At 71.4% G+C, this 26,127-nt stretch carries 27 protein-coding genes and 1 pseudogene; 18 read left to right on the top strand and 10 right to left on the bottom strand.

Going from position 1 to position 26,127, the window contains the following annotated elements; all coding sequences use genetic code 11:
• Nucleotides 1-128 precede the first annotated feature (128 nt).
• A complete protein-coding gene (locus ABZ822_RS05640) occupies nucleotides 129-1,253 on the bottom strand; it encodes a winged helix DNA-binding domain-containing protein (protein ID WP_360847365.1) in 1,125 nt (374 codons plus the stop codon).
• Between the two features lie 161 nt (nucleotides 1,254-1,414).
• On the opposite strand from ABZ822_RS05640, the gene ABZ822_RS05635 reads away from it, so the two are divergent.
• Nucleotides 1,415-2,254: a nitrilase-related carbon-nitrogen hydrolase gene (locus ABZ822_RS05635; RefSeq protein ID WP_360847362.1), complete on the top strand. Its 840-nt coding sequence runs from the start codon at nucleotides 1,415-1,417 to the stop codon at nucleotides 2,252-2,254.
• Nucleotides 2,255-2,299: 45 nt separating this feature from the next.
• Here the strand turns inward: ABZ822_RS05635 and ABZ822_RS05630 are convergent, their stop codons facing one another.
• The 3 genes from ABZ822_RS05630 to rpmB form a co-directional block, all read right to left on the bottom strand.
• Nucleotides 2,300-2,812 carry a hypothetical protein gene (locus ABZ822_RS05630; protein WP_360847359.1) on the bottom strand — a complete coding sequence of 171 codons (513 nt, stop codon included), beginning with the start codon at nucleotides 2,810-2,812 and terminating at the stop codon, nucleotides 2,300-2,302.
• Nucleotides 2,813-2,881: 69 nt separating this feature from the next.
• A complete protein-coding gene (rpsN, locus tag ABZ822_RS05625) occupies nucleotides 2,882-3,187 on the bottom strand; it encodes a 30S ribosomal protein S14 (RefSeq protein WP_360847356.1) in 306 nt (101 codons plus the stop codon).
• Nucleotides 3,187-3,423, bottom strand: coding sequence for a 50S ribosomal protein L28 (rpmB, locus tag ABZ822_RS05620; protein ID WP_360847353.1), 237 nt, complete (start codon nucleotides 3,421-3,423; stop codon nucleotides 3,187-3,189). Before rpmB ends, rpsN begins: the two co-directional genes overlap by 1 nt.
• 51 nt (nucleotides 3,424-3,474) lie before the next feature.
• On the opposite strand from rpmB, the gene rpmG reads away from it, so the two are divergent.
• From rpmG to ABZ822_RS05595, 5 genes are all read left to right on the top strand, one after another.
• A complete protein-coding gene (rpmG, locus tag ABZ822_RS05615; RefSeq protein WP_360847350.1) occupies nucleotides 3,475-3,639 on the top strand; it encodes a 50S ribosomal protein L33 in 165 nt (54 codons plus the stop codon).
• A 46-nt stretch (nucleotides 3,640-3,685) separates the two neighbouring features.
• Complete coding sequence (locus ABZ822_RS05610; RefSeq protein WP_360847347.1) at nucleotides 3,686-3,940, top strand: type B 50S ribosomal protein L31; 255 nt, start codon at nucleotides 3,686-3,688, stop codon at nucleotides 3,938-3,940.
• Nucleotides 3,940-5,133 carry a GTP-binding protein gene (locus tag ABZ822_RS05605; RefSeq protein ID WP_360847344.1) on the top strand — a complete coding sequence of 398 codons (1,194 nt, stop codon included), beginning with the start codon at nucleotides 3,940-3,942 and terminating at the stop codon, nucleotides 5,131-5,133. Before ABZ822_RS05610 ends, ABZ822_RS05605 begins: the two co-directional genes overlap by 1 nt.
• A gap of 44 nt (nucleotides 5,134-5,177) precedes the next feature.
• Complete coding sequence (gene rpsR / locus ABZ822_RS05600; RefSeq protein WP_360847341.1) at nucleotides 5,178-5,420, top strand: 30S ribosomal protein S18; 243 nt, start codon at nucleotides 5,178-5,180, stop codon at nucleotides 5,418-5,420.
• 127 nt (nucleotides 5,421-5,547) lie between these two features.
• Nucleotides 5,548-5,787 (top strand): DUF397 domain-containing protein, encoded by a 240-nt coding sequence (locus ABZ822_RS05595; RefSeq protein WP_360847338.1) that lies wholly within the window; start codon nucleotides 5,548-5,550, stop codon nucleotides 5,785-5,787.
• 43 nt (nucleotides 5,788-5,830) lie between these two features.
• Here the strand turns inward: ABZ822_RS05595 and ABZ822_RS05590 are convergent, their stop codons facing one another.
• Nucleotides 5,831-6,343 (bottom strand): ATP-binding protein, encoded by a 513-nt coding sequence (locus tag ABZ822_RS05590; protein WP_360847336.1) that lies wholly within the window; start codon nucleotides 6,341-6,343, stop codon nucleotides 5,831-5,833.
• A 288-nt stretch (nucleotides 6,344-6,631) separates the two neighbouring features.
• Between ABZ822_RS05590 and ABZ822_RS05585 the strand changes: the two genes are divergently transcribed.
• The 6 genes and pseudogenes from ABZ822_RS05585 (at nucleotide 6,632) to ABZ822_RS05560 (ending at nucleotide 12,968) form a co-directional block, all read left to right on the top strand.
• The gene (locus ABZ822_RS05585) at nucleotides 6,632-7,525 is read left to right on the top strand and encodes a helix-turn-helix transcriptional regulator (RefSeq protein ID WP_360847333.1); all 894 of its coding nucleotides are present in this window, start codon (nucleotides 6,632-6,634) and stop codon (nucleotides 7,523-7,525) included.
• 210 nt (nucleotides 7,526-7,735) lie between these two features.
• Nucleotides 7,736-9,193 carry an aldehyde dehydrogenase family protein gene (locus ABZ822_RS05580; protein ID WP_360847330.1) on the top strand — a complete coding sequence of 486 codons (1,458 nt, stop codon included), beginning with the start codon at nucleotides 7,736-7,738 and terminating at the stop codon, nucleotides 9,191-9,193.
• A 224-nt stretch (nucleotides 9,194-9,417) separates the two neighbouring features.
• Nucleotides 9,418-9,957, top strand: a complete 540-nt coding sequence (locus ABZ822_RS05575) for a DinB family protein (RefSeq protein ID WP_360847327.1) — start codon at nucleotides 9,418-9,420, stop codon at nucleotides 9,955-9,957.
• Between the two features lie 208 nt (nucleotides 9,958-10,165).
• Nucleotides 10,166-10,804, top strand: a complete 639-nt coding sequence (locus ABZ822_RS05570; protein ID WP_360847324.1) for a PadR family transcriptional regulator — start codon at nucleotides 10,166-10,168, stop codon at nucleotides 10,802-10,804.
• Between the two features lie 134 nt (nucleotides 10,805-10,938).
• Nucleotides 10,939-11,877: pseudogene (locus ABZ822_RS05565) on the top strand (ATP-binding cassette domain-containing protein); the annotation flags it as partial.
• A gap of 236 nt (nucleotides 11,878-12,113) precedes the next feature.
• Nucleotides 12,114-12,968 carry an ABC transporter permease gene (locus ABZ822_RS05560; RefSeq protein WP_360847321.1) on the top strand — a complete coding sequence of 285 codons (855 nt, stop codon included), beginning with the start codon at nucleotides 12,114-12,116 and terminating at the stop codon, nucleotides 12,966-12,968.
• A gap of 272 nt (nucleotides 12,969-13,240) precedes the next feature.
• On the opposite strand, the gene ABZ822_RS05555 is transcribed toward ABZ822_RS05560, so the two are convergent.
• Both ABZ822_RS05555 and ABZ822_RS05550 read right to left on the bottom strand, forming a co-directional pair.
• Complete coding sequence (locus ABZ822_RS05555) at nucleotides 13,241-14,674, bottom strand: glutamate decarboxylase (RefSeq protein ID WP_360847318.1); 1,434 nt, start codon at nucleotides 14,672-14,674, stop codon at nucleotides 13,241-13,243.
• An 83-nt stretch (nucleotides 14,675-14,757) separates the two neighbouring features.
• Nucleotides 14,758-16,044 carry an ion channel protein gene (locus ABZ822_RS05550; protein WP_360847315.1) on the bottom strand — a complete coding sequence of 429 codons (1,287 nt, stop codon included), beginning with the start codon at nucleotides 16,042-16,044 and terminating at the stop codon, nucleotides 14,758-14,760.
• 114 nt (nucleotides 16,045-16,158) lie between these two features.
• On the opposite strand from ABZ822_RS05550, the gene ABZ822_RS05545 reads away from it, so the two are divergent.
• On the top strand, nucleotides 16,159-16,917 hold the full coding sequence (locus tag ABZ822_RS05545; protein ID WP_360847312.1) for a MerR family transcriptional regulator: 759 nt from the start codon (nucleotides 16,159-16,161) through the stop codon (nucleotides 16,915-16,917).
• 61 nt (nucleotides 16,918-16,978) lie between these two features.
• On the opposite strand, the gene ABZ822_RS05540 is transcribed toward ABZ822_RS05545, so the two are convergent.
• On the bottom strand, nucleotides 16,979-17,347 hold the full coding sequence (locus ABZ822_RS05540; RefSeq protein ID WP_360847309.1) for a YbjQ family protein: 369 nt from the start codon (nucleotides 17,345-17,347) through the stop codon (nucleotides 16,979-16,981).
• 190 nt (nucleotides 17,348-17,537) lie between these two features.
• Between ABZ822_RS05540 and ABZ822_RS05535 the strand changes: the two genes are divergently transcribed.
• Nucleotides 17,538-18,242, top strand: coding sequence for a VTT domain-containing protein (locus ABZ822_RS05535; protein ID WP_360847306.1), 705 nt, complete (start codon nucleotides 17,538-17,540; stop codon nucleotides 18,240-18,242).
• Between the two features lie 237 nt (nucleotides 18,243-18,479).
• Here the strand turns inward: ABZ822_RS05535 and ABZ822_RS05530 are convergent, their stop codons facing one another.
• Both ABZ822_RS05530 and ABZ822_RS05525 read right to left on the bottom strand, forming a co-directional pair.
• Nucleotides 18,480-20,195: a threonine/serine exporter family protein gene (locus ABZ822_RS05530; RefSeq protein WP_360847303.1), complete on the bottom strand. Its 1,716-nt coding sequence runs from the start codon at nucleotides 20,193-20,195 to the stop codon at nucleotides 18,480-18,482.
• 437 nt (nucleotides 20,196-20,632) lie between these two features.
• On the bottom strand, nucleotides 20,633-21,127 hold the full coding sequence (locus ABZ822_RS05525) for an inorganic diphosphatase (RefSeq protein ID WP_360848767.1): 495 nt from the start codon (nucleotides 21,125-21,127) through the stop codon (nucleotides 20,633-20,635).
• Nucleotides 21,128-21,282: 155 nt separating this feature from the next.
• Here ABZ822_RS05525 and dacB point away from each other — a divergent pair, with 155 nt between their 5' ends.
• The 4 genes from dacB to hpt all read left to right on the top strand — a co-directional run bounded on the left by dacB (nucleotide 21,283) and on the right by hpt (nucleotide 25,930).
• Nucleotides 21,283-22,722: a D-alanyl-D-alanine carboxypeptidase/D-alanyl-D-alanine-endopeptidase gene (gene dacB / locus ABZ822_RS05520; protein WP_360848764.1), complete on the top strand. Its 1,440-nt coding sequence runs from the start codon at nucleotides 21,283-21,285 to the stop codon at nucleotides 22,720-22,722.
• A gap of 109 nt (nucleotides 22,723-22,831) precedes the next feature.
• Nucleotides 22,832-23,965: a zinc-dependent metalloprotease gene (locus tag ABZ822_RS05515; protein ID WP_360847300.1), complete on the top strand. Its 1,134-nt coding sequence runs from the start codon at nucleotides 22,832-22,834 to the stop codon at nucleotides 23,963-23,965.
• A gap of 224 nt (nucleotides 23,966-24,189) precedes the next feature.
• Nucleotides 24,190-25,293 (top strand): tRNA lysidine(34) synthetase TilS, encoded by a 1,104-nt coding sequence (gene tilS, locus ABZ822_RS05510; protein ID WP_360847295.1) that lies wholly within the window; start codon nucleotides 24,190-24,192, stop codon nucleotides 25,291-25,293.
• Nucleotides 25,294-25,390: 97 nt separating this feature from the next.
• Nucleotides 25,391-25,930, top strand: coding sequence for a hypoxanthine phosphoribosyltransferase (gene hpt / locus ABZ822_RS05505; protein WP_360848761.1), 540 nt, complete (start codon nucleotides 25,391-25,393; stop codon nucleotides 25,928-25,930).
• The last annotated feature ends 197 nt before the right edge of the window (nucleotides 25,931-26,127 follow it).

The raw sequence follows: 26,127 nt of genomic DNA, 5'->3' as shown, positions 1-26,127 counted from the left end.
CGCGCGGGTCCGGGGTCTTCACGCCTCCCGGTTCGGCATGCCCGGGCCCGCGCCCACCCTCCCCATGCACGCCCGTCTTGTCGCGCACGTCCTGTGGAGCCGCTTCCCGCCTCCCGCGGCGACCGGCCTCACACCGTCCGTACCGACAACTCCCGTTCCCTGCCCGTGCACGCCGCGAGGTGGGCCGCCTCCGCCTCCAGCGCGTCCCGCGGGACCTTCCCGCTCTCCGCGAAGACCTGTACGTCCACCGCCCCGTCGTCCGTGACCTCCCACACCCCGGCCACCCGCCCGCCGTGCACCACCACCGGGGAGATCCACCCGGCCGTACGGCTCACGGCCTTGCGGCGGTCCGCGGCGAGGACGCGGGTGTCGGCGGTGCCCGGGCCCAGCACGTACTGGTCGAAGCCCGCGAGCAGCCGGACCTCCTTCGACGGCTTCGTGCGGGCCAGTGCGTCCGCGTCCTCCGCGAGCACGTACGCCCGCTCGCCCTCGACGTCGACCTCGGTCAGAGCGTCCCCCAGCGAGGCGAACCGCGCCCGCATGGCGGCCTTCGGGGTCAGTCCGCGGATCAGCCAGGCGTCGAAGGCCTCGGCCGTCGCGGGGCCGTGCGCGCGCAGGTACGCGGGGACCGCGACCCGGGCCGCCTCCTCCGGATCGGGCAGACCCCTCCAGCCGGGGATCAGGGAGCGGGGCGAGACGAAGGTGGTGCGACGGCCCTCGCCCGAGCCGTGGCAGAGGTGGCCGGTCCAGGCAAGCGGCTTGAGGACCGTCCCCCAGCCCGAGGTGAGCTGTTCGCGCAGGTCGCCGTAGCCGGGCAGGGCGATGACGGCCTCGGTCAGCTCGGCCCGGCCCATCGCCCGCCCGCCGTCCAGCAGTTCGTCGATCGCCTCGCCCAGCCGCTCCATCTGGTCGGGGGTCACACCGAAGCTGCGCTGCCACGACGGCTTCACCCAGATCCGGGCGGCGGCCAGCAGCGACTGGAAGGCCGCCATCTGCTCCGGTACGAGCAGATGCAGCGTGCCGCGCATCGACCATGTCTTCACGACCGTGCGGTCCGCCAGGGCCTTCTCCACCGCGCCCGCCTTCGGCCGGCGCTGCCGGGTGGCGATCGCCAGCTCCGCCGACGACGCGACCTGCGCCTGCACCCCGGCCAGCCGCTCGACGAGCTGCGGGACGGTCGACGACGTCCGCGGGGTGAGGCTCTGCTGCCGCATCCGCCAGGCCAGGGCCTGGTCGCGCGTCGCCTTCAGCACCGTGCGTCCCCGTCCGCCGCTCGCCGGTACGGGGCGTGACCGCGCAGGCCCCGTATGCGTACAGCAGCAGTCTCCCCCCTGACAGGCAGGACCGGCCACGCGTACGGAGAATGGCAGGAGAGTCCGACCGTCCCCCCGGCGAGCCGAGGAGGGTGCAGGCCATGCGGGTGGCGCTGGCACAGACGGACAGTGTGCTCGGCGATGTCGACGCGAACCTCGAGATCGCCCGGGAGCAGATCGGGCAGGCCGTCGCCCAGGGCGCCGACCTCGTGGTCTTCCCGGAGCTGAGTCTCAACGGCTATCACCTCGGTGCGCTCGAGCGTGACACCTCGGTCGAGACGCGCGATCCGCGGCTGGCCGAGCTGAGCACACACGGCGCCGACGTCGTCGTCGGCTTCCACGAGCACACCAGCCTGCGCGCGTACAACACCGCCGCCTACTACGGCACGGGCGCTCTCCTCCACGCCCACCGCAAGCTGTATCTGCCCACCTATCTGGCCTGGGAGGAGCGCAAGCACGTGAGCCCCGGGCAGTCGCTGCGCGCCTACGAACTCCCCGGCGGATACGGGCGCGCGGCCACGCTGGTCTGCAACGACGCCTGGCAGCCGGTCGTGCCGTGGCTGGCGGTGCAGGACGGCGCCGAGGTCGTGTTCGTGCCGACCAACAGCGCCGCCAGCCTGGACCCGGAGGCCATGGACACCGGCCTCTACTGGGACACACTGCTCTCCTACACCGCGCGGATGCTGCAGTGCTGGGTCGTCTTCGTGAACCGGATCGGCAACGAGCACGGCGCCTCGTTCTGGGGTGGCTCGCGGGTGGTCGACCCGCGGGGCATGGTCGTGGCGCAGGCCCCGAAGTGGGAGCCGGGGCTCGTCACCGTCGACATCGACCCGCACGAGGCGCGGCGGCAGCGGCGGAGCGTGCCGATGGTCGCGGAGGCCAGGCTGGGGCTGATCGACCGCGAGGTCCGCCGCCTCATCGACGAGGGCGGCGACCACTGACGACGGCCGCTGAGCCGCGCCCGTACGGTGGGCCGCCCGGCGGGCTCAGCGGGCCCGGCCCCCGAGGCCGGTCGGCAGGCCCTCCGGCAGCTTGCCGCCGCCCACCTTGGTGTACGTCTCGGAGGCGCCGGACCCCCACTCGACCGTGAGGGTCCTGCCGCCCTGGGACGGAGCCGCGGTGCCCTTCGTCCGTTCGGTGTTCCCGTCCTTGCAGCCGAGCGCCAGCCCGGCCCTGCCCTTCCCCGCCGTGACCGTGCCCGTGCATGGGTGCTCACCGGCGAGGACGGCCTTCCGGCCGGTGACGGACAGGTGGTACTCGCCGTCGAGGCCGGTCGTGCGCCAGACGCCGGCGATCGCCTCGGGGCCGACCTCGCGCTCGTCCCCCGCGCCGTCCCCGCCCTCCCCGCCGCCGCTCCCGCCGTCCTCCTCCGACGGCGCGGCGGTCCTCGCCGGAGCGTCGTCGTCCGTGCCGCTGCCTTCGGTGCCGCAGCCGCCCAGCAGCAGTGCCGCCACCGCAACGGCCGCCGCCGCACCGGCTGTTCGTGCCTGTACGAGCACTGCGTCTCTCCCGTCGTCGTGCCCGGCGTGGGCGGGCCGCGGCCCTCTGCCGCGCCCCGCCCGTCCGGTCTACCAGCTCGACCTGCGCACACCCGGCAGATACCCGGCGTGCGCCTGCTCGCGCAGACGGATCCGGGACAGGCCGAAGGCGCGGACGTATCCGCGAGGACGTCCGTCCACCGCGTCCCGGTTGCGGACCCGCGTCGCACTCGCGTCGCGGGGCTGCCGTCCGAGCTCGCGCACGGCGGCGGCCCGCTCGTCCCGCGGGGTCCGCGGGTCGCGGATGACCGCCTTCAGCACCGCTCGCCGGGCGGCGTAGCGCGCGACGACCAGCCGCCGCCGTTCGTTCTTCGCCGTCTTGCTCTTCTTGGCCATCAGACGTGCGTCCCCCGCTTCCGGATCCGTGCGACGGCCTTCTCGACGCCGATCGTGTCCACGGTCTTGACGCCCTTGGCGCTGAGGGTGAGCCGGATGTACCGGCGTTCGCCCGCCAGCCAGTAGCGCCGGGTCTGGATGTTGGGGTCGAAGCGCCGCTTGGTGCGGCGGTGCGAGTGGGAGACGCGGTGGCCGAAGCCGGGCTTGCGGCCGGTCAGCATGCAGTGGGCGGACACGGTCGGAACCTCCTAATGAAAATGGAAACCATTTCTGTTAGTGTACCGGTCATGGCACGCGACGACATCCGCCCCCTGATCAAGCTCCGGTCCACCGCCGGAACCGGCTACACGTACGTGACCCGCAAGAACCGCCGTAACGACCCCGACCGGCTCCGGCTCCGCAAGTACGACCCGGTCGCCCGCCGCCACGTCGACTTCCGCGAGGAGCGCTGACGACAGGCCGGCCCCAGCCGGCGAGCAACCGAGAGGAGAGACAGCCATGAAGCCCGGAATCCACCCGCCGTACCGCCCCGTCGTCTTCCGCGACAGCGCGTCCGGCACCGCCTTCCTGACGCGTTCGACCGCGACGAGCGAGAAGACCGTGGAGTGGGAGGACGGCCGCACGTATCCGGTGATCGACGTCGAGGTGTCCTCGGCGAGCCACCCCTTCTACACCGGCAGGACCCGCGTCATGGACACCGCCGGACGCGTGGAACGCTTCGAGCGCCGCTACGGCCGGCGCGGGGCCCGCTGATGGAAGCCCGCAACTCCGGCGCACCGTTGCGCGACCGGCGCGACCGGCTCCCGGTGGCTCTGGTCGCGGGGCTGCACGCCGACGCCCGAAGGGCCGCGGTCGAAGGGCTGCTGCGTACGGTCCCCGGCAGCGTGGCGCTCCACCACGACCTGTCGACGGCGTCCGCGGGGACCGTACGGCGGACCGTGCGCGACAGCGGCGGACTCCTCGGCGGCGGCGACGCGCCGCTCGTCAACGACTGCGCCTGCTGCGCGCTGCGCGAGGACCTGGTGCCCGAGCTCGTGCGGCTCGCGGACGACGGGCTCTGCCGCCTGGCGGTGGTCGAGCTGTGGGACTCCGTCGAGCCCAAGGCGATGGCGGAGGTGGTGGCCGCCCTCAGCGGGGAGACGCTCGAACTCACCGGCGTCGTCACGGTCGTCGACCCCTCGCTCCTCGTGCCCTTCCTGGGCTGCGGCGACGATCTGGCCGAGACCGGACTGGCGGCCGCCGCGACCGATCAGCGCACCGTCGCCGACACCTGGGCGCGGCAGCTCGAGTACCCGCCCGTGCTGGCGCTCGCACCCCCCGAGGGCGGAGAGGAGCCGGACCCGGGCGATCTCGCCCTGCTGCGCCAACTCCACCCGACGGCGCGTCATGTCCCGGTGGGCTCGGGCGCGCTGGCGGAGGCCGCCTTCGCCGGCTTCGACATCGAAGCCGCGGCGGCACGGCAGCACCCCGCGTGCGCGCTGCTGCCCCAGGACGCCGACGAGCACGGGGTGACCACGTTCGTATGGCACCGCACCAGGCCGTTCCACCCCGAGCGGCTGTACGCGGCGCTGGAGGATCTGACCTGTGCCGCCGCGCGCAGCCGTGGCCGCTTCTGGCTCGCCGACCGGCCCGACACGCTCCTCTCCTGGGACGCGGCGGGCGGTGCCCTGTGCGTGGAGAACGCCGGCCCCTGGCTGGCGGCCCTCCCGGACGCGGCCTGGGAGATGGTCCCGCCGATGCGCCGGGCGGCCGCGGCCCTGGACTGGGACGCCGAACACGGCGACCGCGCCCAGCACCTCGTCTTCACCTCACCGGGGCTGGACCGCGACGCGCTCGTCGAACTCCTGGACTCCTGCCTGCTCACGGATGCCGAATACACGGCGGGGCACGAGGCGTGGAAGGGGCTGTCCCCGGCCTTCGACGCGCTTCTCGACCCCGTTTCCTGAATACCCGACCGGATACCCGACTCCGCAGAGAAAGGCACCGATTCATGACACGGCGCGGCGATGCCGGAAAGAATTCCCGGCCGCGACCCAACCCATTGGACGCGGCGGGCGTCACCTATATCGACTACAAGGACACCGACCTCCTGCGGAAGTTCATCTCCGACCGGGGCAAGGTACGGAGCCGCAGGGTGACCCGTGTCACCGCCCAGCAGCAGCGCCGCCTCGCACGTGCCGTCAAGAACGCACGGGAAATGGCGTTGCTGCCCTACGGGAGAAAGGGCGCGTAGCCGGGAGGTCAACCGTCCGAAGTACTCCGGGCACAGTCCGTGCACGTGCATTCGCCCATGCAGCAGCATGTGAACGGAGCTATGATCCCAGGTCAGTTGACATACGCAACTACCTCGGGAGAGTCCTGTGCATCACCCGTACCGGAATGGCATGGCGGCCGCGGCTCTCGACGATGTCGTCTGGATGAAAAGCCGTCGCAGCAACTCACAGGGCGCCTGTGTGGAGTTGGCGAAGCTGCCGGACGGTGGTGTGGCGATGCGCAATTCGCGATTCCCCGACGGGCCGGCCCTCATCTACACCCCGGCCGAGGTGGAGGCGCTGCTGCTCGGGGTCAAGGACGGGGAGTTCGACCACCTGGTCGACTAGGTGCGCCTGGAGGGCCGTGGGCCTCGTCGGCCTGTACGGGACGTCAACCCTGGAGGGGGAAGCGGGAGGCCGGGAGCCGGAAGAGGGCCCAGACGACCTTGCCGCGCAGCGTTCCCGCGAGAGGGTGCCAGCCCCATCCGTCGCTGACCGCCTCAACGAGATGGAGTCCGCGCCCCGACTCCGCGGCGAAGTCCGGCTCCCCGCCGGTGCGTGCGGTGACCGGGCTGGCCTCGCTGGGGTCCCGTACGGCACAGACCAGGCGTGAGGTCCAGTGCATCAGATGGAGGCGGACCGCGGGGTCCGGGGCCCCGGGACTGTCGGGGACGGCGTGGCGGAGTGCGTTGGTGACGAGTTCCGAGACGACCAGCGCGACGTCGTCGAACCGCTCGGCCAACTCCCACCGGTCGAGCGCGGACTTGGTGAACGCGCGGGCCTCTCGCACCGATGCGTAGTCCGCTGTGAGTGAGCACGAGACGGAACTCGACACGCTCGCCGGGTCGATGGGAGGGAGGCCCTGCCGTAACGGCTCGAGCATGGTCGATCCTTCGGTCCCCATGCGTGGCACTCCTGGCCCTATAGGAATCGGTCAAGGCGGCGTGCTGTGCTCGCGGACCATCGTTCCCAATGCGCAGGGCAGATGCAAGGGCAGATGCACGTGCACGGCGCCGGACTTATCGCTAAGCGGGTGGATTGGAGCCCAATTCTTCCTGCGGCCGGTTTCAGGGCCTTGCCTGACGACTTCTCATCTGTGTAACCGCGCGGGCACGCAACGGAGCCCGGAGATGGCAGACTCAGCACATTGGACGGTCGCAGTGCATCACCAATCGAGACAGGCAGTCGGGAAATGAGCACAGTGCAACCGGGAAGGGCGACGGACGGAGCAGGCGGGGCGAGCGGTTCGGTGGTGCGCCGCATCCTGCTCGGCTCACACCTCAGGCGCCTCCGCGAAGCCCGCGGCGTGACGCGGGAGGCCGCCGGCTACTCCATCCGCGCATCCGAATCGAAGATCAGCCGTATGGAGTTGGGCCGGGTGAGCTTCAAGGCACGGGACGTGGACGACCTGCTGACGCTCTACGGGGTCACCGACGAGGCCGAGCGCGACGCGCTGCTGAGCCTCGTGCGCGAGGCCAACGTGGCCGGGTGGTGGCACAGTTACGGCGACGTGCTGCCCGGCTGGTTCCAGACCTACGTCGGGCTGGAGGGCGCCGCCTGCCTCATCCGCGGCTACGAGGTCCAGTTCGTGCCCGGGCTGCTCCAGACCGAGGACTACGTCCACGCCGTCGTCGTCCGCGGTCAGCCCGACGCCTCCCGCAGTGAGGTCGACCGCCGGGTCGCCCTGCGCGTGGAGCGGCAGAAGCTGTTGCTCTCCGAGCGCGCGCCCGACTTCCACCTGGTCCTGGACGAGGCCGCGCTGCACCGCCCCTACGGGGACGCGGAGGTGATGCGCGGTCAGCTCCGCCACCTCGTCGACTTCTCCGAGCGTCCCAATGTGCGGCTGCAGATCATGCCGTTCGGGTTCGGGGGCCACGCGGGCGAGAGCGGCGCGTTCACGATCCTGCGGTTCCCCGAGCCGGACCTGCCCGACGTGGTCTATCTGGAGCAGCTCACCAGCGCGCTCTACCTGGACAAGGCCGAGGACGTCGCCCAGTACGAGCGGGCGATGCAGCGGCTCCAGGAGGACAGCCTGAGCCCGTCCGGCAGCCGGGATCTGCTCGCGAGCACGCTCCAGCGCCTCTGAGGTCGAGGACACCGTCCGGCGGGCGCCGTGCGGCGGGCCGGACGGTGTCCGTGGATCCGTGGGACCCGCGCATCCGCCGAGCCGTGCGCCCCGCGCATCCGCGGAGCCCCCTCCAACTCCCGCAGTCTGTCGTTACGATGACATGCCATCAGGAGCGGTACTCGTCCGCGGACGCCGGACCGGCGTCCCGGCCTCCAGACAGGCAAGCGCATGTCCTCCTTCGCAGAGTTGGCCCACCAGTACATCGACGGCGCATGGCGGACGGGCAGTGGCTCCTGGGACATCATCGACGTCAACCCGTACAACGGCGAGAAGCTGGCCTCGATCACCATCGCCACGAGGGACGAGGTGGACCGGGCCTACCGCGCGGCCGAGCGGGCGCAGCGGACCTGGGCCGGCACCAACCCGTACGCGCGCCGCCTCGTCTGCGAACGGGCGCTGCGGATCGTCGAGGACCGCGAGCAGGAGATCACCGAGGCCCTCGTCGCCGAACTGGGCGGCACCCGGCTCAACGCCGCCTTCGAGCTGAGCCTTGCCAAGGAATTCCTGCGCGAGGCGATCGCCCTGGCCCTGCGTCCGGAGGGCCGGATCATCGCCTCGCCCGCCGAGGGCAAGGAGAACCGTCTCTACCGGGTGCCGGTCGGCGTCGTCGGCGTCATCAGCCCGTTCAACTTCCCGTTCCTGCTGTCCCTGAAGTCCGTCGCCGCGGCGCTGGTCCTCGGCAACGCGGTCGTCCTCAAGCCGCACCAGGACACACCGGTCTGCGGCGGCACGCTCGTGGCCAAGGTCTTCGAGGACGCGGGCCTTCCGGCGGGGCTGCTCAACGTCGTGATCACCGACATCGCCGAGATCGGCGACGCGCTCATCGAGCACCCGGTGCCGAAGGTCATCTCCTTCACCGGCTCCGACGAGGCCGGCCGCCACGTCGGAGCCGTCTGCGCCGCCCACTTCAAGTACGCCGTCCTCGAACTGGGCGGCAACAGCGCGCTCATCGTGCTGGAGGACGCCGACATCGACTACGCGGTGGACGCGGCGGTCTTCAGCCGGTTCGTGCACCAGGGCCAGGTGTGCATGGCGGCCAACCGCGTGCTCGTGGACCGGGCGGTGGAGCGGGAGTTCACGGAGAAGTTCATCGAGAAGGTGAAGGCGCTGAAGGTCGGCGACCCCGCCGACCCCGGGACTCACATCGGTCCGCTCATCAACTCGCTCCAGGCGGAGGCGGTTTCGGCGTTCGTCGAGACGACGGTCGCGGCGGGCGCGACGGCGCTGCTGCGGGGAAGCACGCGGGGCAACCTCGTACACCCGACCGTCCTCACCGGTCTCCCGGCCGACTCACCCGCGCTCGCGCAGGAGATCTTCGGCCCGGTCGCGCTCGTGGTGCCCTTCGACGGGGAGGACGAGGCCGTACGGATCGCCAACGCCACGCCGTACGGCCTGAGCGGGGCGGTGCACACGGGCGACGTCGAGCGCGGGGTCCGCATCGCCCACCGGATCGACACGGGCATGATCCACATCAACGACAGCACGGTGCACGACGAGCCGATCGTGCCGTTCGGGGGCGAGAAGCACTCGGGGGTGGGGCGGCTGAACGGCGACTCCATGGTGGAGGCGTTCACGACGCAGAAGTGGATCTCGATCCAGCACGGGCGGAGCACGTTCCCGTTCTGAGGGCGCGGTCCTCCGAGCCGTGGATCTGGGGCGTGGTGTCCGAGGCGCGGTTCCGGGCGTGTAAGGGGCACCTCCGGGCGAGGCGAACGGGGAGCGGGAGAGTTGCGGACCGTACCTGACCGCAAGGGCCCATAGCTTCTGTGGTGCCGGGAGGGGGACGGGACGGACCCCCTCCGGCGTCACGACTTCCGGCACGACGACGTGCTCCACGAAAGGCGGACTCCATGCCCACTCACGTTCTCCCCGAGGCCGACGGCGACGAGCGCGGTGCCCTCCTCGCCTTCCTGGAGGCGCAGCGCGGCGGCGTGCGCCGGGCACTCCTCGGCCTGACGGAGGAGCAGGCGGGGCAGAAGCCGAGTGCGAGCGAACTCTCCCTGTCCGGGCTGCTCAAGCACGTCGCCGAGGTGGAGCTGGGCTGGCTGCGCCGTGCCCAGCAGCGGCCCGACGAGACCCAGCGGACCGAGGAGACCTGGTCCGACAGCTTCCGGCTCCTGGAGGGCGAGAGCATCGAGGGGACGCTCGCATCCTGGGAGAAGACAGCTCAGGAGGTCGAGGACTGGATCCGCTCACTGCCCAGCCTCGACGACACCTTCCCGCTGCCGGAGGCGCCCTGGTATCCGCCGGCCTCGCGGGTCTCGCAGCGCTGGCTGCTGCTGCACCTGATCGAGGAGACGGCGCGTCACGCGGGCCATGCAGACATCATCCGCGAGTCCCTGGACGGGAAGACGGCCTTCGAGCTGGTGGCGGAGGCGGTCACCTCCTGAGCGCGGGGGACCCTCCTCGGCACGGGGGAGCGGCGGGATGCGGGGTGCCGCGGGCCCCCTGCCTCGCACCCGCCGCCCCCGGCCCGGCCCCTACCGGCCCTTCGGCACTCCGCCCGCACCCCCCGCCCGAGCCTGAATAGGCTGGTGTGCGGGCTACGGTGACGCCAGGGACGCCGTACGGCACGAGGGCGATGGGGAGATACGGGCCATGTCAGCGATCCGGCTGCTGGTGCTGGGGGCGGTCCGCCAGCACGGGCGGGCTCACGGCTACCAGGTGCGCAACGACCTGGAGTACTGGGGCGCCCACGAGTGGTCCAACGCCAAACCCGGATCGATCTACCACGCGCTCAAACAGATGGCCAAGCAAGGGCTGTTGCTCGTCCACGAGACCGCACCGAGCACAGCGGGCGGCCCACCGCGTACGGAGTACGAGGTCACGGACGCGGGCCAGGAGGAGTACTTCGCCCTGCTGCGCGAGGCCCTGCGCCGGCACGACCAGAAGATCGACGTGCTGTCGGCCGGCATCGGCTTCATCGTCGACCTGCCGCGCGAGGAGGCGGTGGCGCTGCTCAAGGAGCGCGTACGGCACCTGGAGGAGTGGCGCTCGGCGGTGACGGACCACTACACCCCAGAGGAGGGCCCCGAGTCGATCGGGCACATCGGCGAGATCATGAATCTCTGGGTCCACTCGGCGGACAACGGCGCGGAGTGGACGCGCGGGCTGATCGAGCGCGTCGAGGCGGGGGCGTACACGTTCGCGGGGGAGGGCGAGCCGTTCGTCGGCGTGCTCCCGGACGGGGTGGAGAACCCGTACGCGACCGGGGAGCCGGACGGGGACGGCGGATAGGCAAGGCGGCTGTGGCCGGTCCGATGGAGCGGTACGCGCGCACTGCGAATTAATCAAGTTTGACTAACGGCAGGGTCCCCAGTACCTTCGGGTTCGCTGTAGTCAAGTTTGACTACTAAAGGGAGGCGAGCGTTGTGACGGACTGCGATCTGTCGGTCGTCGTCGAAGGACTGCGGAAGACGTACGGAGACAAACGGGCCCTCGACGGCCTCGACCTGACCGTGCGGACGGGCACGGTCCACGGTCTCCTCGGCCCGAACGGCGCCGGGAAGACCACCGCCGTACGGATCCTCTCCACGCTCCTCCGGCACGACGGCGGCCGTGCCGAAGTGGCCGGTTTCGACGTGCTGCGCCGGCCGCGGGAGGTCCGCTCCCGGATCGGCCTGCTCGGTCAGCACGCGGCCGTGGACGAGGAGTTGAGCGGCCGGCAGAACCTCGAGATGTTCGGGCGGCTCCACCACCTGGGCGCGCGGCGCGCGGGCACCCGCGCGGACGAACTCCTGGAGGGCTTCGGCCTCGAAGAGGCGGGACGGAAACCCGTACGGCAGTACAGCGGGGGCATGCGGCGGCGGCTCGATCTGGCCGCGGCCCTCGTCACCGCGCCGCACATCCTCTTCCTCGACGAGCCGACCACCGGTCTGGACCCGCGGGGCAGGACGGAGGTGTGGAACGCGGTCCGCGCCCTGGTCGGCGGCGGTACGACGGTGCTGCTGACGACCCAGTACCTGGAGGAGGCCGATCAGTTGGCGGACCGCATCTCGGTCGTCGACCGGGGACGGCGCATCGCCGAGGGCACACCGGACGAGCTCAAGTCGGGGATCGGCGGCGACCGTATCGACGTCGTGGTGCACGACGCCGGACGACTGGCCGAGGCCGCCTCGCTGGTGGGCGCGGCCGTCGGGACGGACGAGGTCGGGACGGACACGGACGCGCGCCGGGTCAGCGCACCGGTGACGGACCGGATGGCGGCGCTGACCGAGACCGTACGGGCACTGGGCGCGGCGGGTGTCGAGGCGGAGGACATCGCCCTGCGGCGGCCCACGCTCGACGAGGTGTTCCTGCGCGTGACGGGCGGGGGCGGCGAGGCGGTCGGCGGCGGGGCGGTCGGCGGCGGTGGGGCGGTCTGCGGCGGGGCGGTCGGCGGCGGGGGAGCCGACCGCGACGGGGAAGCCGGTCGGGTTGCGGAAGCCGGTCGCGTTGGGGAAGCCGGTCGGGTTGGGGAAACCGACGGGGACGGCGGGACGGGCCGTGGTGCCGGTCGCCGAGGCGGCACCGGTCGGGGCGGGCACGAGGGCATGGAGGCTGCCGTATGACCACCACCATCACTCCGGCGCACACGCCGGGGGCCGGCTCGCCGCGGGAGACCTCGCGGGGCGCCGGACCGCGCTGGTTCCTGACGGACTGCTGGACCATGACGCGGCGCGAACTCGCCCACTGGGCACGGCAACCGGTGCAGATCGTCGTCGGTCTCGTCTTCCCGGTGATGATGCTGCTGATGTTCGCGTACTTCATCGGTGGCGGGATGACGGTCGCGGGCGGCGGGGACTACAAGGAGTTCCTGGTGCCGGGCATGTTCGTCCTCACCATGGCGTTCGGGCTCGAAGCGACGATGATCGCGATCACGCAGGACCTCAACAAGGGGGTCGTGGACCGGTTCCGGTCGATGCCCATGGCGTCGTCCGCGGTACTGGTGGGGCGCAGCGCGGCCGACATGCTCCAGTCCGCTCTCGGCCTGGTCGTCATGGTCGGTGTGGGCCTGGCGATGGGCTGGCGGTGGCAGGGGGGCTCGGCCGGGGCACTGGGCGCCGTCGGACTGCTGCTCCTGCTGCGGTTCGCGATGCTGTGGATCGGCATCTTCCTCGGACTCCTCGCGGGGAGGCCGGAGTTGGTCCAGGCGGTACAGATCCTGATCTGGCCGGTCGCGTTCCTGTCCAGCGTCTTCTCCTCGCCGGAGGACATGCCGGGGTGGCTGGGGGCCGTCGCGGAGTGGAACCCGCTGTCGGCGACGGCTGCCGCGGTGCGTGAGTTGTTCGCCAATCCGGGGTGGGGCGGCGGTTCGTGGGTCGCGCGGCATGCGCTGGAGCTGGCCGTCGCGTGGCCGCTGGTGCTGCTCGCGGTCTTCTTCCCGCTCGCGGTGAGCCGGTTCGCGCGCCTGAGCCGGTAGGAGGGCCACGGGGGGGCGGGGGGTACGCGTGCGGGGGTACGGGGGTGTGGCGGCCGTACCCCGCACTGGGCCTGGTTTCCCGCACCAGGCCCGTGTCACCGCACCGGGCCCGTGTCCCGCACCGGGAACTCCGGGCCCGCTGGCCCGCCCACGGCGGGGGTGGAACCTGGCGGCGTTCCGCGGTGTAGAGAAAGTGAACGGCGCCCGGGGAGGGCGCCCGCGGTGAGGGGGGCATCGTGGCCGGACGGTCGGGTGCGACGGAGCGGTTCGATCTAGTGGTGGAAGGCGGTCGCCTGGGAGACGGGGCGGCCCAAGGGGGCGGGCTGCTCCCGCAGTTCGGGCAGAAGCGCCGCCAGGTCCTCCACGAACAGGTCGGCGAGGTCGGCGGAGAATCCGTTGCGGCACACCACGCGCAGGACGGAGAGATCCTGGCGGTTGGGCGGGAAGGTGTAGGCGGGCACGAGCCAGCCCTTCTCGCGGAGCCGCCGGGAGACGTCGAAGACGTCGTAGGACGTGACGTCGGGGGTGGTGGTGAAGGCGAAGACGGGGAGTTCCGAGCCGTAGGTGAGCAGGTGGAAGTCGCCCATGGACTCGATGCGTTCGGCGAGCGAGCGGGCCACGTCCCGCGATGTCTGCTGGACCGCGCGGAAGCCTTCCCGGCCCAGCCGGAGGAAGGTGTAGTACTGCGCGGCCACCTGGGCGCCGGGGCGGGAGAAGTTGAGCGCGAAGGTGGGCATGTCCCCGCCCAGGTAGTTCACGCGGAAGACGAGTTCCTCCGGGAGGGCGTCGTTGTCGCGCCACAGGGCCCAGCCCACACCCGGGTAGACGAGGCCGTACTTGTGGCCCGAGGTGTTGATGGAGGCGACTCGGGGGAGCCGGAAGTCCCAGACCAGGTCCTCGTCCAGGAAGGGCGCGATCATCGCACCGGACGCTCCGTCCACGTGCACGGGCACGTCGAGTCCGGTGCGTTCCTGGAGCGCGTCCAGGGCCGCGCACACCTCACCCACGGGTTCGTAGGACCCGTCGAAGGTCGAGCCCAGCACGGTCACGACGCCGATGGTGTTCTCGTCGCAGAGGTCGGCCGCGGCCTGAGGGTCGAGGTGGAAGCGGTCGCCCTCCATGGGGACCTGGCGGGCTTCGACCTCCCAGAAGTTGCAGAACTTGTCCCAGCACACCTGGACGTTCGCGCCCATCACGAGGTTGGGCCGGGCGTGCCCCGGATAGCGCGAGTCCTTGCCGCGCCGGAGCGCCTGCCGCATCCAGCGCCGCTTGAGCGCCATCCCGGCGAGCATGCAGGCCTCGCTGGATCCGGTGGTGGAGCACCCCACGGCCGAGGCGGGATCGGGGGCGTTCCACAGGTCGGCGAGGATCGCCACGCACCGCTGCTCGAGTTCGGCGGTCCGCGGGTACTCGTCCTTGTCGATCATGTTCTTGTCCCGGCAGATCCCCATGAGCGTGCCGGCCTGGGGCTCCATCCAGGTGGTCACGAAGGTGGCCAGATTCAGCCGGGAGTTGCCGTCGAGCATCAGCTCGTCATGGACGAGCTGGAAAGCCGTGCCGGGAGGCATCGGACCGTCCGGCAGCCGGTGCTTGGGCGGGTCCGTCGCCATGCCCCCGACCGGATCGGCGGGCCCGAAGAAGGGATTGACCGAGAGCCGGCCTTCCTGTCCTGCTCCGGCGGGCTCTGGTCCTCTGTGCAGCGACATGGTGCTCACGCCTCCCTTCGCCGCGACCATACGGGCAAATCGCCCAGCAGGCCCGCGCGGTTGCTGCGCCTGGCGGCGCCGCGTCACCGCACCGATGTCCCGTCCTCACGCAGCTGCATCAGCGGACGGCCCGTCACCAGCAGCCAGGCGGGGAGTGCGGCCAGGATCAGCAGCGGAAGGATGGTGATCTCCGCGGCCAGGATGGCCGCCGTGAAGAGGCTCAGCCAGCCGTGCCGGGTGACCGCCATGAGGATGCCGAGCACCCCGCACACCACCGCCACGGCCAAGGGCACCTGGGGCACGATCGCATGGGCGAACATCCCCAGGGCGACGCCCGCGAAGACCGAGGGGAAGATGCGTCCGCCCCGGAAGCCGCAGGTGGACGCGACGACGACGGCCGCGACCTTGACCACGGCCATCAGCGCGAGCTCCCCGGCCGACCACGCCCCGGGGTCCTCCGCCAGTTCCGCCATCTGGTCGAGCCCCTTGAAGAGGGTGAGATGTCCGCCGAGCGCCGCGAGCAGCCCCAGCACCACACCGCCGGCCGTGGTCATCGCCACGGGATGCCGCAGCTGCCGGAAGGCCCGGTGGACGTACGGGAACGCGTGGACGGCCGCCATGCCCAGCAGGGCTCCGGCCGAGGCGATCAGCATCGCGGCGGGGACGTCCCCGAACCTCGGGCCCGTGTATGCGGGCAGGTTCACCGCGAAGGAGGGCTCGGAGATCAGGACGGTCGTGATGGAGCCGGCCCCGGCGGCAACCAGCGGAGCGAACAGCTGGTCCCACAGCGACCGCATACCCGGTGTCCGCACGGCGCCGCCGGCCAGCGTCTCGGTGAGGACGAGCGCCGCGGCGACCGGTGTCCCGAACAGGGCTCCGATCGTGCCCGCGGCTGCGAGGGCCAGCCACAGGTCGGCGGGGCTGCCCGGAGCGACCCTGCGCCCGAACCAGTAGGCCAGGGCGATGTTGGACGCGGTGATCGGGTTCTCAGGTCCGAGGCTGACGCCGCCCGCGAGAGCCAGGATGCTCGTCAGCAGCACCCCCGGCACGGCGGCCACCGCCATCGGCGGCTCCACCAGCCCGGTGGTGGCCGGGTCGGGACCGGCGTGCCCTGGGATCTTCCAGACCACCAGGCCGACCGCGAGGCCGGCGACCGTGAGGACGGCGAGCATCCAGCCGACCGACCAGCGGCCGATGTCCAGGGTCTCGGGCAGCGTGGTCCACAGCACGTGCTCAAGCCCTTCGGCGACCTCCTCCACCCCGATGAGCAGCAGGCTCGACCCGACCCCGATCAGCAGCGCGGGGACGGAGAGCCGGAGCAGAAGTCGCGGGCCCTCCGGGCGTGACTGAGAGGCTGATTCCGTGACCACCGGCACACCATAAGGGGGTTGATGGGGCAAACCATCCGAGAAACTCGGGGGTTGCACCTCACGTGGCGTGAGGACTCAGCATGAGGAGCGCACGCAGAAAGGAGCGCGGAGACGATGAGCTACTCCGTGGGACAGGTCGCCGGCTTCGCCGGCGTCACGGTGCGCACCTTGCATCACTACGACGCGATCGGGCTGCTCTCGCCGAGCGCCCGCAGCCACGCGGGCCACCGGCGTTACGACGACGGCGACCTCGACCGGCTGCAGCAGATCCTGTTCTACCGGGAGCTCGGCTTCCCGCTCGAAGAGGTCGCGGCTCTGCTCGACGATCCGGGCACGGACCCGCAGGAGCACTTGAGGCGCCAGCACGGTCTGCTCACCGCACGGATCGAGGAACTGCAGAAGATGGCCGCGGCCGTCGAACACGCCATGGAGGCACGGAAGATGGGCATCAACCTTTCGCCCGAGGAGAAGTTCGAGGTATTCGGCGACCACGACCCGGACCAGTACGCCGAGGAGGTCGAGGAGCGCTGGGGCAACACCGAGGCGTACGCCGAGTCGCAGCGTCGGGTCGCCACGTACACCAAGGAGGACTGGCTGCGGATCAGGACCGAGCAGGAGGAGTGGAACAACCGCTTCGCCGCGCTCATGGACTCCGGTGAGGAGCCCGGGTCCGAACCCGCCATGGACCTCGCGGAGGAGCACCGGCAGCAGATCTGCCGCGACTTCTACGAGTGCGGGTACGAGCTGCACACCTGCCTGGGGGAGATGTATGTGGCCGACGAACGGTTCACCGCCACCTACGAGGCCATCAAGCCCGGCATGGCGCAGTACCTGCGCGACGCGATACTCGCCAATGCCGCCCGCAACGCGTAGCGGGCGGCGGTGAGCGGGGGACGCGCCACCGTACGGGGGCTCGTCCGGCCCCGCGTCCGTCTCAGGACTGCGGGGCCAGCACCACGGCCGTGCCGTAGGCGCACACCTCGGTGCCGACGTCTGCGGCTTCGGTCACATCGAAGCGCATCATGAGCACCGCGTTGCCGCCCCGGGCCCTGGCCTGCTCCACCAGGCGCTCCATGGCCTGGTTCCGCGTCTCCACCAGCGTCTTGGTCAGGCCCTTCAGCTCGCCGCCGACCATCGACTTGAGCCCGGCGCCGATCTGACTGCCCAGGTGACGCGAGCGCACGGTGAGGCCGAAGACCTCACCGATGACCTGCTGGACGTGGTAGCCCGGCACGTCGTTCGTCGTCACGACCAGGACGTCGGCCCCGGTGCCCTGCCCACCGCCGTACTCGTCGATGCTCATCGCATCCACCTCCTGTCGAGTAGCGTCGCGTGAGGTCGGCCGGGCCGCACGTCGGGAGCGTCCGCGGACCGGCCATCCGGAACCGGGGGCGCTCCTGCCGCGTTGATAGCTTTGGGCGGCACACCCCCAGCCCCGACCTGTGCCCGGGCCCCGCTTGTGCCTGCGCCCTCGACCCAGGAGCCTGTCAACCGTGACCACCCTTGCGCTCGGCCCCAGCTGGCTGGACCCGGACTATCTGATCAACACGTTCGGGGTCATCGGGATCCTGACCATCGTGTTCGCCGAGTCGGGTCTGCTCATCGGGTTCTTCCTGCCGGGCGACTCCCTGTTGTTCACCACCGGCCTGCTGGTGGTCACGGACAAGCTGGACACGCCGCTCTGGCTCATCTGCACCCTGATCGCTCTCGCGGCGATCATCGGCGACCAGGTCGGCTATCTCTTCGGCCGCAAGGTGGGCCCGGCGCTCTTCAAGCGCCCCGATTCGCGGTTCTTCAAGCAGGAGAACGTGGAGAAGGCCCATGACTTCTTCGAGAAGTACGGCCCGAAGTCCCTGGTGCTGGCCCGCTTCGTACCGATCGTGAGGACCTTCACACCGATCATCGCCGGCGTGAGCCGCATGAACTACCGGTCGTTCATCACGTTCAACATCATCGGCGGCATCCTGTGGGGCGTCGGGGTCACCCTGCTCGGCGCGGCCCTCGGCCAGATCGACTTCGTCCACGAGCACATCGAGGCGATCCTCATCGGGATCGTGCTGCTCTCGGTGCTCCCGATCGTGATCGAGTTCCTCCGCGCACGTTCGAAGTCGAAGCAGGACGGCGACGCCGAGGAGACCCCGGCGGAGCCCGGCGAGACCCCGCCGCAGGCCCAGCGCGGACGCCACGCCAAGCGCTGACGCCCGCCGGTAACGCGTCGAGACGGATGGAGGGCCGCCCGGGTTTCCGGGCGGCCCTCCGCCGTTCGTCCTGGTCGAGACGGTTCCGAAGCCACCGGCCGTCCCCGGCCGTCCCCGGCCGTCCCCGGCCGCGGCTCCTGGCCACCGGCAGCCGCGGCCGCCCCGGCACGAAAGCCCGCACCCGCCCCGCGGCCGTGTCCCCGACTGTCGGGACGGACAGGGAGCCGCACGCCGCCGCTAGAAGCCGCGGGTACGCTTCGCGCCGCGGCGGGCCTTGGCCTCGGTGGCACCCGGCGCCTGGATGAACAGCCGGGCCATCTCACCGCCCAGGTTCACGCCGATCGCGATGGCCAGCGCCAGCGCCGCCGCCTGCGTCAGCGAGGCGATCCCGGCGTTCAGGTTCCCCTGGGCCAGCCCCAGCAGCCCGAAGTACGTCGCGCTACCGGGCAGCAGCGGCCCGATCGCCGCCGTGACGTACGGAAGAGCTGACGCGTACCGGTAGCGCGAGAGCAGTTGACCGAAGAGGCCGACGAGACCGGCCGCCACTGCCGTCGACGCCACCGGGTTCATCTCCACCGTGTAGTGCAGCGACCCGAAGACCACCCACGCGACACCGCCGTTGAGGGTCGCCATCAGCACGGTGTGCCGCTCCTGCTGCAGCAGGACCGCGAAGGCCACCGTCAGCAGCATCGCCGCCAGGATCTGCACCACCGGACGCTCGGTCATGCCCAGCGACTCCCCGGGCTGCAGCTTCGCGTCCAGTTGCAGACCGCCGTACAGCACGATCAGCACGCCGCACACGATGCCGACGATCAGGTAGCAGACCTCGAGCAGGCGGGCGGACGCGGTGATGTAGTAGCCGGTCAGCCCGTCCTGGACGGCCGCGACGAGCGCCCGCCCCGGGATCAGGGCGAACAGGCCACCGGTGATGACCGCCGACGCTTTCACGTCGACGTGCAGAAGGGTCAGCGCGACCGCCAGCACCGCGGGCGGCATCGCCGCGACCACGAAGTGGTAGAACTCCGGCAGCCCGCGCGCCGAGGCGCGCCACGCCAGGCGGTCGCCCAGCATCGCGCCGACCGCGGCCACGATGAACACCAGCCATGTACCGCCGACGAGGATGCTCGCCGCGCCGGCCAGCGCGCCGCTGGCCATCGTCAGCGCCCACTTCGAGTACGGGTGCCGGTTACGGCGGATGTCCACCAGGCGCCGGTAGGCGTCCTCCAGCGAGACCTGCTCCTCGTCCGAGCAGATGTCGTCGACGAGACGGAAGACCGCGGACAGCCGGGTGTAGTCCGTGCCGCGCCGCCGTACCGTCCTGCTCGCCGTGACGGGGTCGTCGACCAGCGACGGCTGGTACGACACCGACAGCAGCGTGAAGGTGACGGTCGGCTCGACCCGGTCCAGCCCGTAGGCGTGGGCCACGCCGAACATGGCCGCCTCGACGTCCTCCGCGCCCTCGCCGCCCGCCAGCAGCAGTTCGCCGATACGGAGCGTCAGGTCGAGGATGCGCGGAATGGCCGGGACAGTGTCGCCCTCCGGCCGCTCGGTCCGCTCCGGAACCGGCCGCTCGGCGATCGGCATGCGCAGCATCGTGCGCATCCGGTCCTGCCAGGGCGTCTCCTTGGTCAGCCGGACGACCGGAACGCCCTGCGGCGGTGTGAACGCCGGGTACGCCGAGAGCTGCTGCTGCCGTGACGGTGTCTGCGTGCCCGCACCGGGGGCGGAGTGCCCTGCCGGTGGGGTGAACGCCGAGCCCTCCGGCTCCGGCGCCTGCTCGGTCGCCAGCCCGGTGGGCACGGCGAACTCCGACGTCGGGTGCTCGTCCTCGGGCGGAGGGGGCAGGGGGAGGCCGGACGGAGGAGTGAAGGCGCTGTGCGCTTCGTCCGAGTGCGGTTTGCGGTCCTCGAGGAGATCTGTCTCGGGACCCGTCCGCTTCTGGGCCGCGACCACTTCGGTCGGTTCCTCCTTTCCTGTCCTGTCGGCTCGTCGGCCGAAGCTGTGCCTGTGCCAGTGCCTGTCTGTGCCTGTGCCAGTGCCTGTCTGTGCCTGTGCCAGTGCCTGTTGGTGGCCGTACCGGTGCGGTGTGCCTGTGCTGCGTGCCGTGCCCGGTGCCGCCCGTTCCGTGGCCCGGGCTGTGCTGTTCGAGTGTTTTCCGGGTGCCGGTTCTCGTGTGCCGGTTTTTCGTACCCGTTCCGCGTGCGGGTTCCGCAACCTGCCTGCGTACGGGGTCGTGCTCCTGTGTCCGTGGCCTTCCCGGCCACCATGCCGCATGCCCGCCCTGAGCGGCCATCAGGCCTCTCGATCGGGGTCACGCGCAGCAGTCGGGCGGCGCACCCCCTGATGGGTGTGCGCCGCCCGACTGTGGAAGTAGGAGCGTTGTCAGCCTCTCAGTGCTGACCACCCTGGGCTTCGAGGCGCTTGATCGATGCTTCGATCTCGGCCTCCGCCTCGGTCCGGCCCACCCATGTGGCGCCCTCGACCGACTTGCCGGGCTCCAGATCCTTGTAGACCTCGAAGAAGTGCTGGACCTCCAGGCGGTCGAACTCCGACACGTGGTGGATGTCACGCAGGTGCTCGACGCGCGGGTCGGACGCCGGCACACACAGCACCTTGTCGTCACCACCGGCCTCGTCCGTCATCCGGAACATGCCGATCGCCCGGCACTTGATGAGGCACCCCGGGAACGTCGGCTCGTCAAGAATCACCAGGGCGTCCAGCGGGTCCCCGTCCTCGCCGAGGGTGTTCTCCACGAAGCCGTAGTCGGCCGGGTAGCTGGTCGAAGTGAAGAGTCGACGGTCCAGGCGGATACGGCCGGTCTCGTGATCCACCTCGTACTTGTTCCGCGAACCCTTCGGAATCTCGATGGTGACGTCGAACTCCACGGGTGGCTCCTCCATGATCAGCACATACTTCGGGTGATTAAGTGTCCCTCACGCAGGTGTGTGGTCGCGAAAGGGGCTGGTCCGAGGTGCCCGAGGCCGGATCGTGGCAGTTCAAGTGGGCCGTCGAACGGTGGCGGGCGGTACCGGCGTGGCATCTGCCCGTCGTATCCGCCCTGGTCGGACTGGCTGTCGCGGCCGGTGCCGTGACAGCGGCAGGACCCTGGGACTCCGGACAGCGTACGGCCGAGAAGGACCGCGCAGAGGCCGCGAGCAGCACGGGTGGTGAGGATCACGGCGAACAGGCGAGCGGACGCTCCGGTCGTACGGCGGGTGGCGCGACACCGCCTGCGGCAGCCGTCCTCGCCGCGCTCGGCGTCGCGAGCCCGGCCGAATCCCCCGACCCCGTGCCGCCGCCCACCCGCCCGGGACTGGCCGACGCCCTCTCGCCGTTGCTGAAGGACCCGGCGCTCGGGCCCCTGCGTACGGCCTCCGTCGTCGATGCCTCGACCGGTAAGCAGCTCTACGGCTCGCGCGCCGGGACCGCCGCGGTACCGGCCTCCACGATCAAGATCGCGACCGCCGTGGCGGCCCTCGACGCGCTCGGGCCGGACCATCGCATCGAGACGGCCGTGGTGAAGGGCAAGGGCGCCGACGAGATCGTTCTCGTCGGGGGCGGCGACCCGACGCTGACGGCACGCGAGGCCAAGGGCCCTGAAGCCCCCGCGGAACTGAGCGATCTCGCCGACCGGACCGCACGCGCCCTCAAGGAGGGCGGCACGAAGAAGGTCACGGTCGCGTACGACACCTCGCGCTACGGCGGACCGGAGCAGCACTCCATCGGCCCCAACCCCAACCTCGCCCCCGTCAGCGCCCTGATGGTCGACGAAGGCCGCCTCGACGACAGCACGGGCGGCCCGGCCCCGCGGTCCGCCGAGCCGGCGGCGGACGCGGCGAAAGCGTTCGCCGGGATGCTCCGGGACCGGGGCGTGGAGATCAAGGGCGACCCCCGCCGCGCGACCGCGGGCGAGAGGGCCGGGAAGCTCGCCACCGTCCGTTCGCAGCCCCTGTCGGCCCTCGTCGAACGCATGCTCACCGCCAGCGACAACGACATCGCCGAGGCGCTCGCCCGCCAGACGGCGATCGCCGCGGGCGGACCGGTGACGTTCGACGGCGCGGGGAAGGCCGTGAGCGCCCGGCTGAAGAGGCTCGGCCTGCCGGTCTCCGGTGCCCGCTTCGCCGACGGCAGCGGCCTCAGCCGTGACGACAAGGTGTCCGCCGACCTGCTGGCCCAGCTCCTCGTACGGGCCGCGGACACCCGCCGCACCGGGCTGCGGCCCGTCCTCACGGGGCTCCCCGTGGCGGGCTTCAGCGGCACCCTGCGCAGCCGCTACGCCGACGCACCGACGGGTACGGGCATGGTCCGGGCCAAGACCGGCACCCTCACCGGCGTGAACACCCTCGCTGGCACGGTCGTCGACGCGGACGGCCGCCTGCTCGTCTTCGCGTTCATGACCTCGGACGCCGTCGACGCGAAGGCGGCCCAGTCCGTCCTGGACCGTCTGGCCTCGGCGGTCGCCAACTGCGGCTGCCGCTGACGGCGACGGCCCGCGGAGGAGCGCTCAAGGGCCCTTCCCGGCGCGCTCCCCGGGGCCCCCGGGAGGTGAGGCCTCACCGCTGGCGCGTCCCAGCACGTACCGTGAATCCATGACGAGCATCGGTGGTGCCGAGATGGTCGACTGGAATCTCGCGGTCGCGACCGCGACCCGGCTCGTGCGGCCGGGTCCGGAGGTGAGCCGGGACGAGGCGCGGGCCGTGGTGTCCGAGCTGCGCCGGCACGCCAAGGCGTCCGAGGAGCACGTCCGGTCGTTCACGCACATGGCGGAGCACGGAGCCGTCGGCGGACATGACACTCCGGTCCTGGTCGTCGACCGCCCCGGCTGGGTCAGGGCCAACGTCGCCGGGTTCCGCGAGATCCTCAAGCCCCTGCTGGAGAAGATGCAGGAGCGCCGCGGCGGCCCTCCCGGCGGCGGTGTCCTCGGCTCCGTGGGCGGCAAGGTCACCGGCGTTGAGCTGGGGATGCTCCTGTCCTTCCTGTCCTCCCGGGTGCTCGGGCAGTACGAGACCTTCGCCCCGGCCGGCCGTGAGTTCCCGGGGTCGGAGAACGGCGGCGGCCGCCTCCTCCTCGTGGCGCCCAACATCGTCCACGTCGAGCGCGAACTCGACGTCCAGCCGCACGACTTCAGACTCTGGGTGTGTCTGCACGAGGAGACGCACCGCACCCAGTTCAGCGCCGTGCCCTGGCTGCGCGACCACATCGAGGGCGAGATCCAGGCGTTCCTCGCCGAGACCGAGATCGACCCGTCGACGCTCCTCGAGCGGCTGCGCGAGGCGGCCCAGTCGCTCACCGGCAACCGGCCCGACGGCCCGGCCGACGGCGGCCGCAGCATCGTCGAGCTGGTCCAGACGCCCGCCCAGCGCGAGATCCTGGCCCGCCTCACGGCCGTCATGTCGCTGCTCGAGGGCCACGCCGACTACGTGATGGACGGGGTGGGCCCCCAGGTCGTGCCCTCGGTCGCCGAGATCCGCGAGAAGTTCCAGAAGCGCCGGGCCAGCGGGGCGGGACGGCTCGACCTGGCGTTGCGGAAGCTGCTCGGCCTGGACGCCAAGCTGCGGCAGTACCGGGACGGCGAGCGGTTCGTCCGGGCCGTGGTCGACGAGGTCGGCATGGAGGGCTTCAACCGCGTCTGGACGTCCCCCAACACCCTTCCGACCAAGTCCGAGATCGCCAGGCCGGCGGACTGGATCACCCGCGTTCACCGCAAATCGGATGGGGCATAGGACAGCGTCATGAGGGGGCGCGTACGGCGGCACGAGAAGTCCCCGCCAATCACCCTTCCGAGGGACCGTGGGGCAGGGATAGGCGTGCGATGCTCTGGGAACGGCTCGGCTCTGTCACCATCTACCTACTCAGTGTGATGAAAGCCGTGACTGACAACTCGTCACCGATAAGCCGTGACTGAGCCCTTGCGGCCCGGCACCGGCCCCGAGGAAGTGAACCGGACATGGGTCCCCATCCAGCGGTCGCAGCGATACGCCTGGCAGTGCGCCGCGCCCTGCACGACGTGCTCAACGACGCCCTGAGCGGCGCCGACTCCTCCCGAACCGCCCCTCCCCCCTCAGACGTCTCGCCGCGCCCCCTCGTCCTCGTCGCCTGCAGCGGTGGCGCCGACTCCATGGCGCTCGCCTCCGCCCTTGCCTTCGAGGCTCCCAAGCTGGGCATCCGTGCCGGCGGGGTGACGATCGACCACGGCCTCCAGACCGGTTCCGAAGTGCGCGCCGCCGAAGTCGCCGTCCGGCTGCGCGCGCTGGACCTGGACCCGGTCGAGAACGTCGCGGTCCGCGTCGGACGCGAGGGCGGTCCCGAGGCCGCCGCGCGGGACGCCCGGTACGCCGCGCTCGACGAGGCCGCGGAGCGGCTCGGCGCCGCCGCCGTGCTCCTCGGTCACACCCGGGACGACCAGGCCGAGACCGTCCTGCTGGGGCTCGCCCGCGGTTCGGGCATCCGCTCGCTCTCCGGTATGGCCGCTGTCTCCGGTACCCGGGGCCGTTACCGCCGGCCCTTCCTCCACCTCGACCGCCAGACCGCGCGCAAGGCCTGCCTCGTCCAGTCCCTTCCGGTCTGGGACGACCCGCACAACGCCGACCCCGCCTACCTGCGCTCCCGCCTCCGCCACGAGGGCCTGCCCGCCCTGGAGAAGTCACTGGGCAAGGGCGTCATCGAGGCCCTCGCGCGGACCGCCCAGCTCTCGCGCGACGACGCCGACGCCCTCGACGCCTGGGCCGCCGACGCCGAGCGGACCGTCCGTGCCGAGTCCCCCGCGGCAGCAGCCGAAGCCGCCGAGGGCGCCGGGGCGCCGCCCGCTCTCGACACCGCCAAGCTCTACGCGCTCCCGCCCGCCGTCCGCCGTCGCGTGCTCCGCCGCGCGGCCATCGCGGCGGGGTCCCCGCCAGGCTCCCTCTTCGCCCGGCACATCGAGGAAGTCGACCGTCTGATCACCGGCTGGCGCGGGCAGGGGGCCATCAACCTGCCCGGCCGGGTCGAGGCCCAGCGGCGGTGTGGCAGTCTGGTGATCCGGCGACGCGACGAGGCCGCCGCCGAACACTGAGCCGAAACCTTCGGCCACGCCGGGACTGCGCACGACAGGTGTCGTACGCCCCGGTTCACCGGATCGACCGAGAGTGACGCGGGTGGACGACAAGGACATGGGCACCGACCTCCAGTCGGTGCTCATCACCAAGGAAGAGATCGACGCGAAGCTGGCCGAGCTGGCCGCGAAGATCGACGCGGAGTACGCGGGCAAGGACCTGCTCATCGTCGGTGTCCTCAAGGGCGCCGTGATGGTCATGGCGGACCTGGCCCGGGCGCTGTCCGCCCCGGTGACGATGGACTGGATGGCGGTCTCCTCGTACGGGGCCGGCACCAAGTCCTCCGGCGTCGTGCGGATCCTCAAGGACCTCGACACCGACATCGCCGGCCGGGACGTCCTGATCGTCGAGGACATCATCGACTCCGGCCTGACCCTGTCCTGGCTGCTGTCGAACCTCAGCTCGCGCGGACCGGCGTCGCTGAACGTGTGCACCCTGCTGCGCAAGCCGGAGGCCGCCAAGGTCGCCATCGACGTGAAGTACGTGGGCTTCGACATCCCGAACGAGTTCGTCGTCGGCTACGGCCTCGACTACGCGGAGAAGTACCGCAACCTGCCGTTCGTGGGCACGCTCGCGCCCCACGTCTACGGCGGCTGAACGGCCCTGCCCCTTCGCACCGACGGCGGGATTCTCCCCGGGAACGTCTCCCGGTTTTCCGCCGTTGGAGCATGGGAAGGCGGTTTTGTTAACCGTCCGGGGCGGCGTCGGGTGACAATGCTGGGGTACGGTCCGAAGGTCGGACTCGCAATAGGTCGGGTAATACACCGTACGCACTGACGGTTCCAGCAGGAGCC

It is taken from the genome of Streptomyces sp. NPDC047108 (assembly GCF_040643575.1).
Classification (GTDB): Bacteria; Actinomycetota; Actinomycetes; order Streptomycetales; family Streptomycetaceae; genus Streptomyces.
The sequence above is the reverse complement of the archived record's forward strand: the minus strand, read 5'-3'. Positions and strand labels throughout refer to the sequence as shown.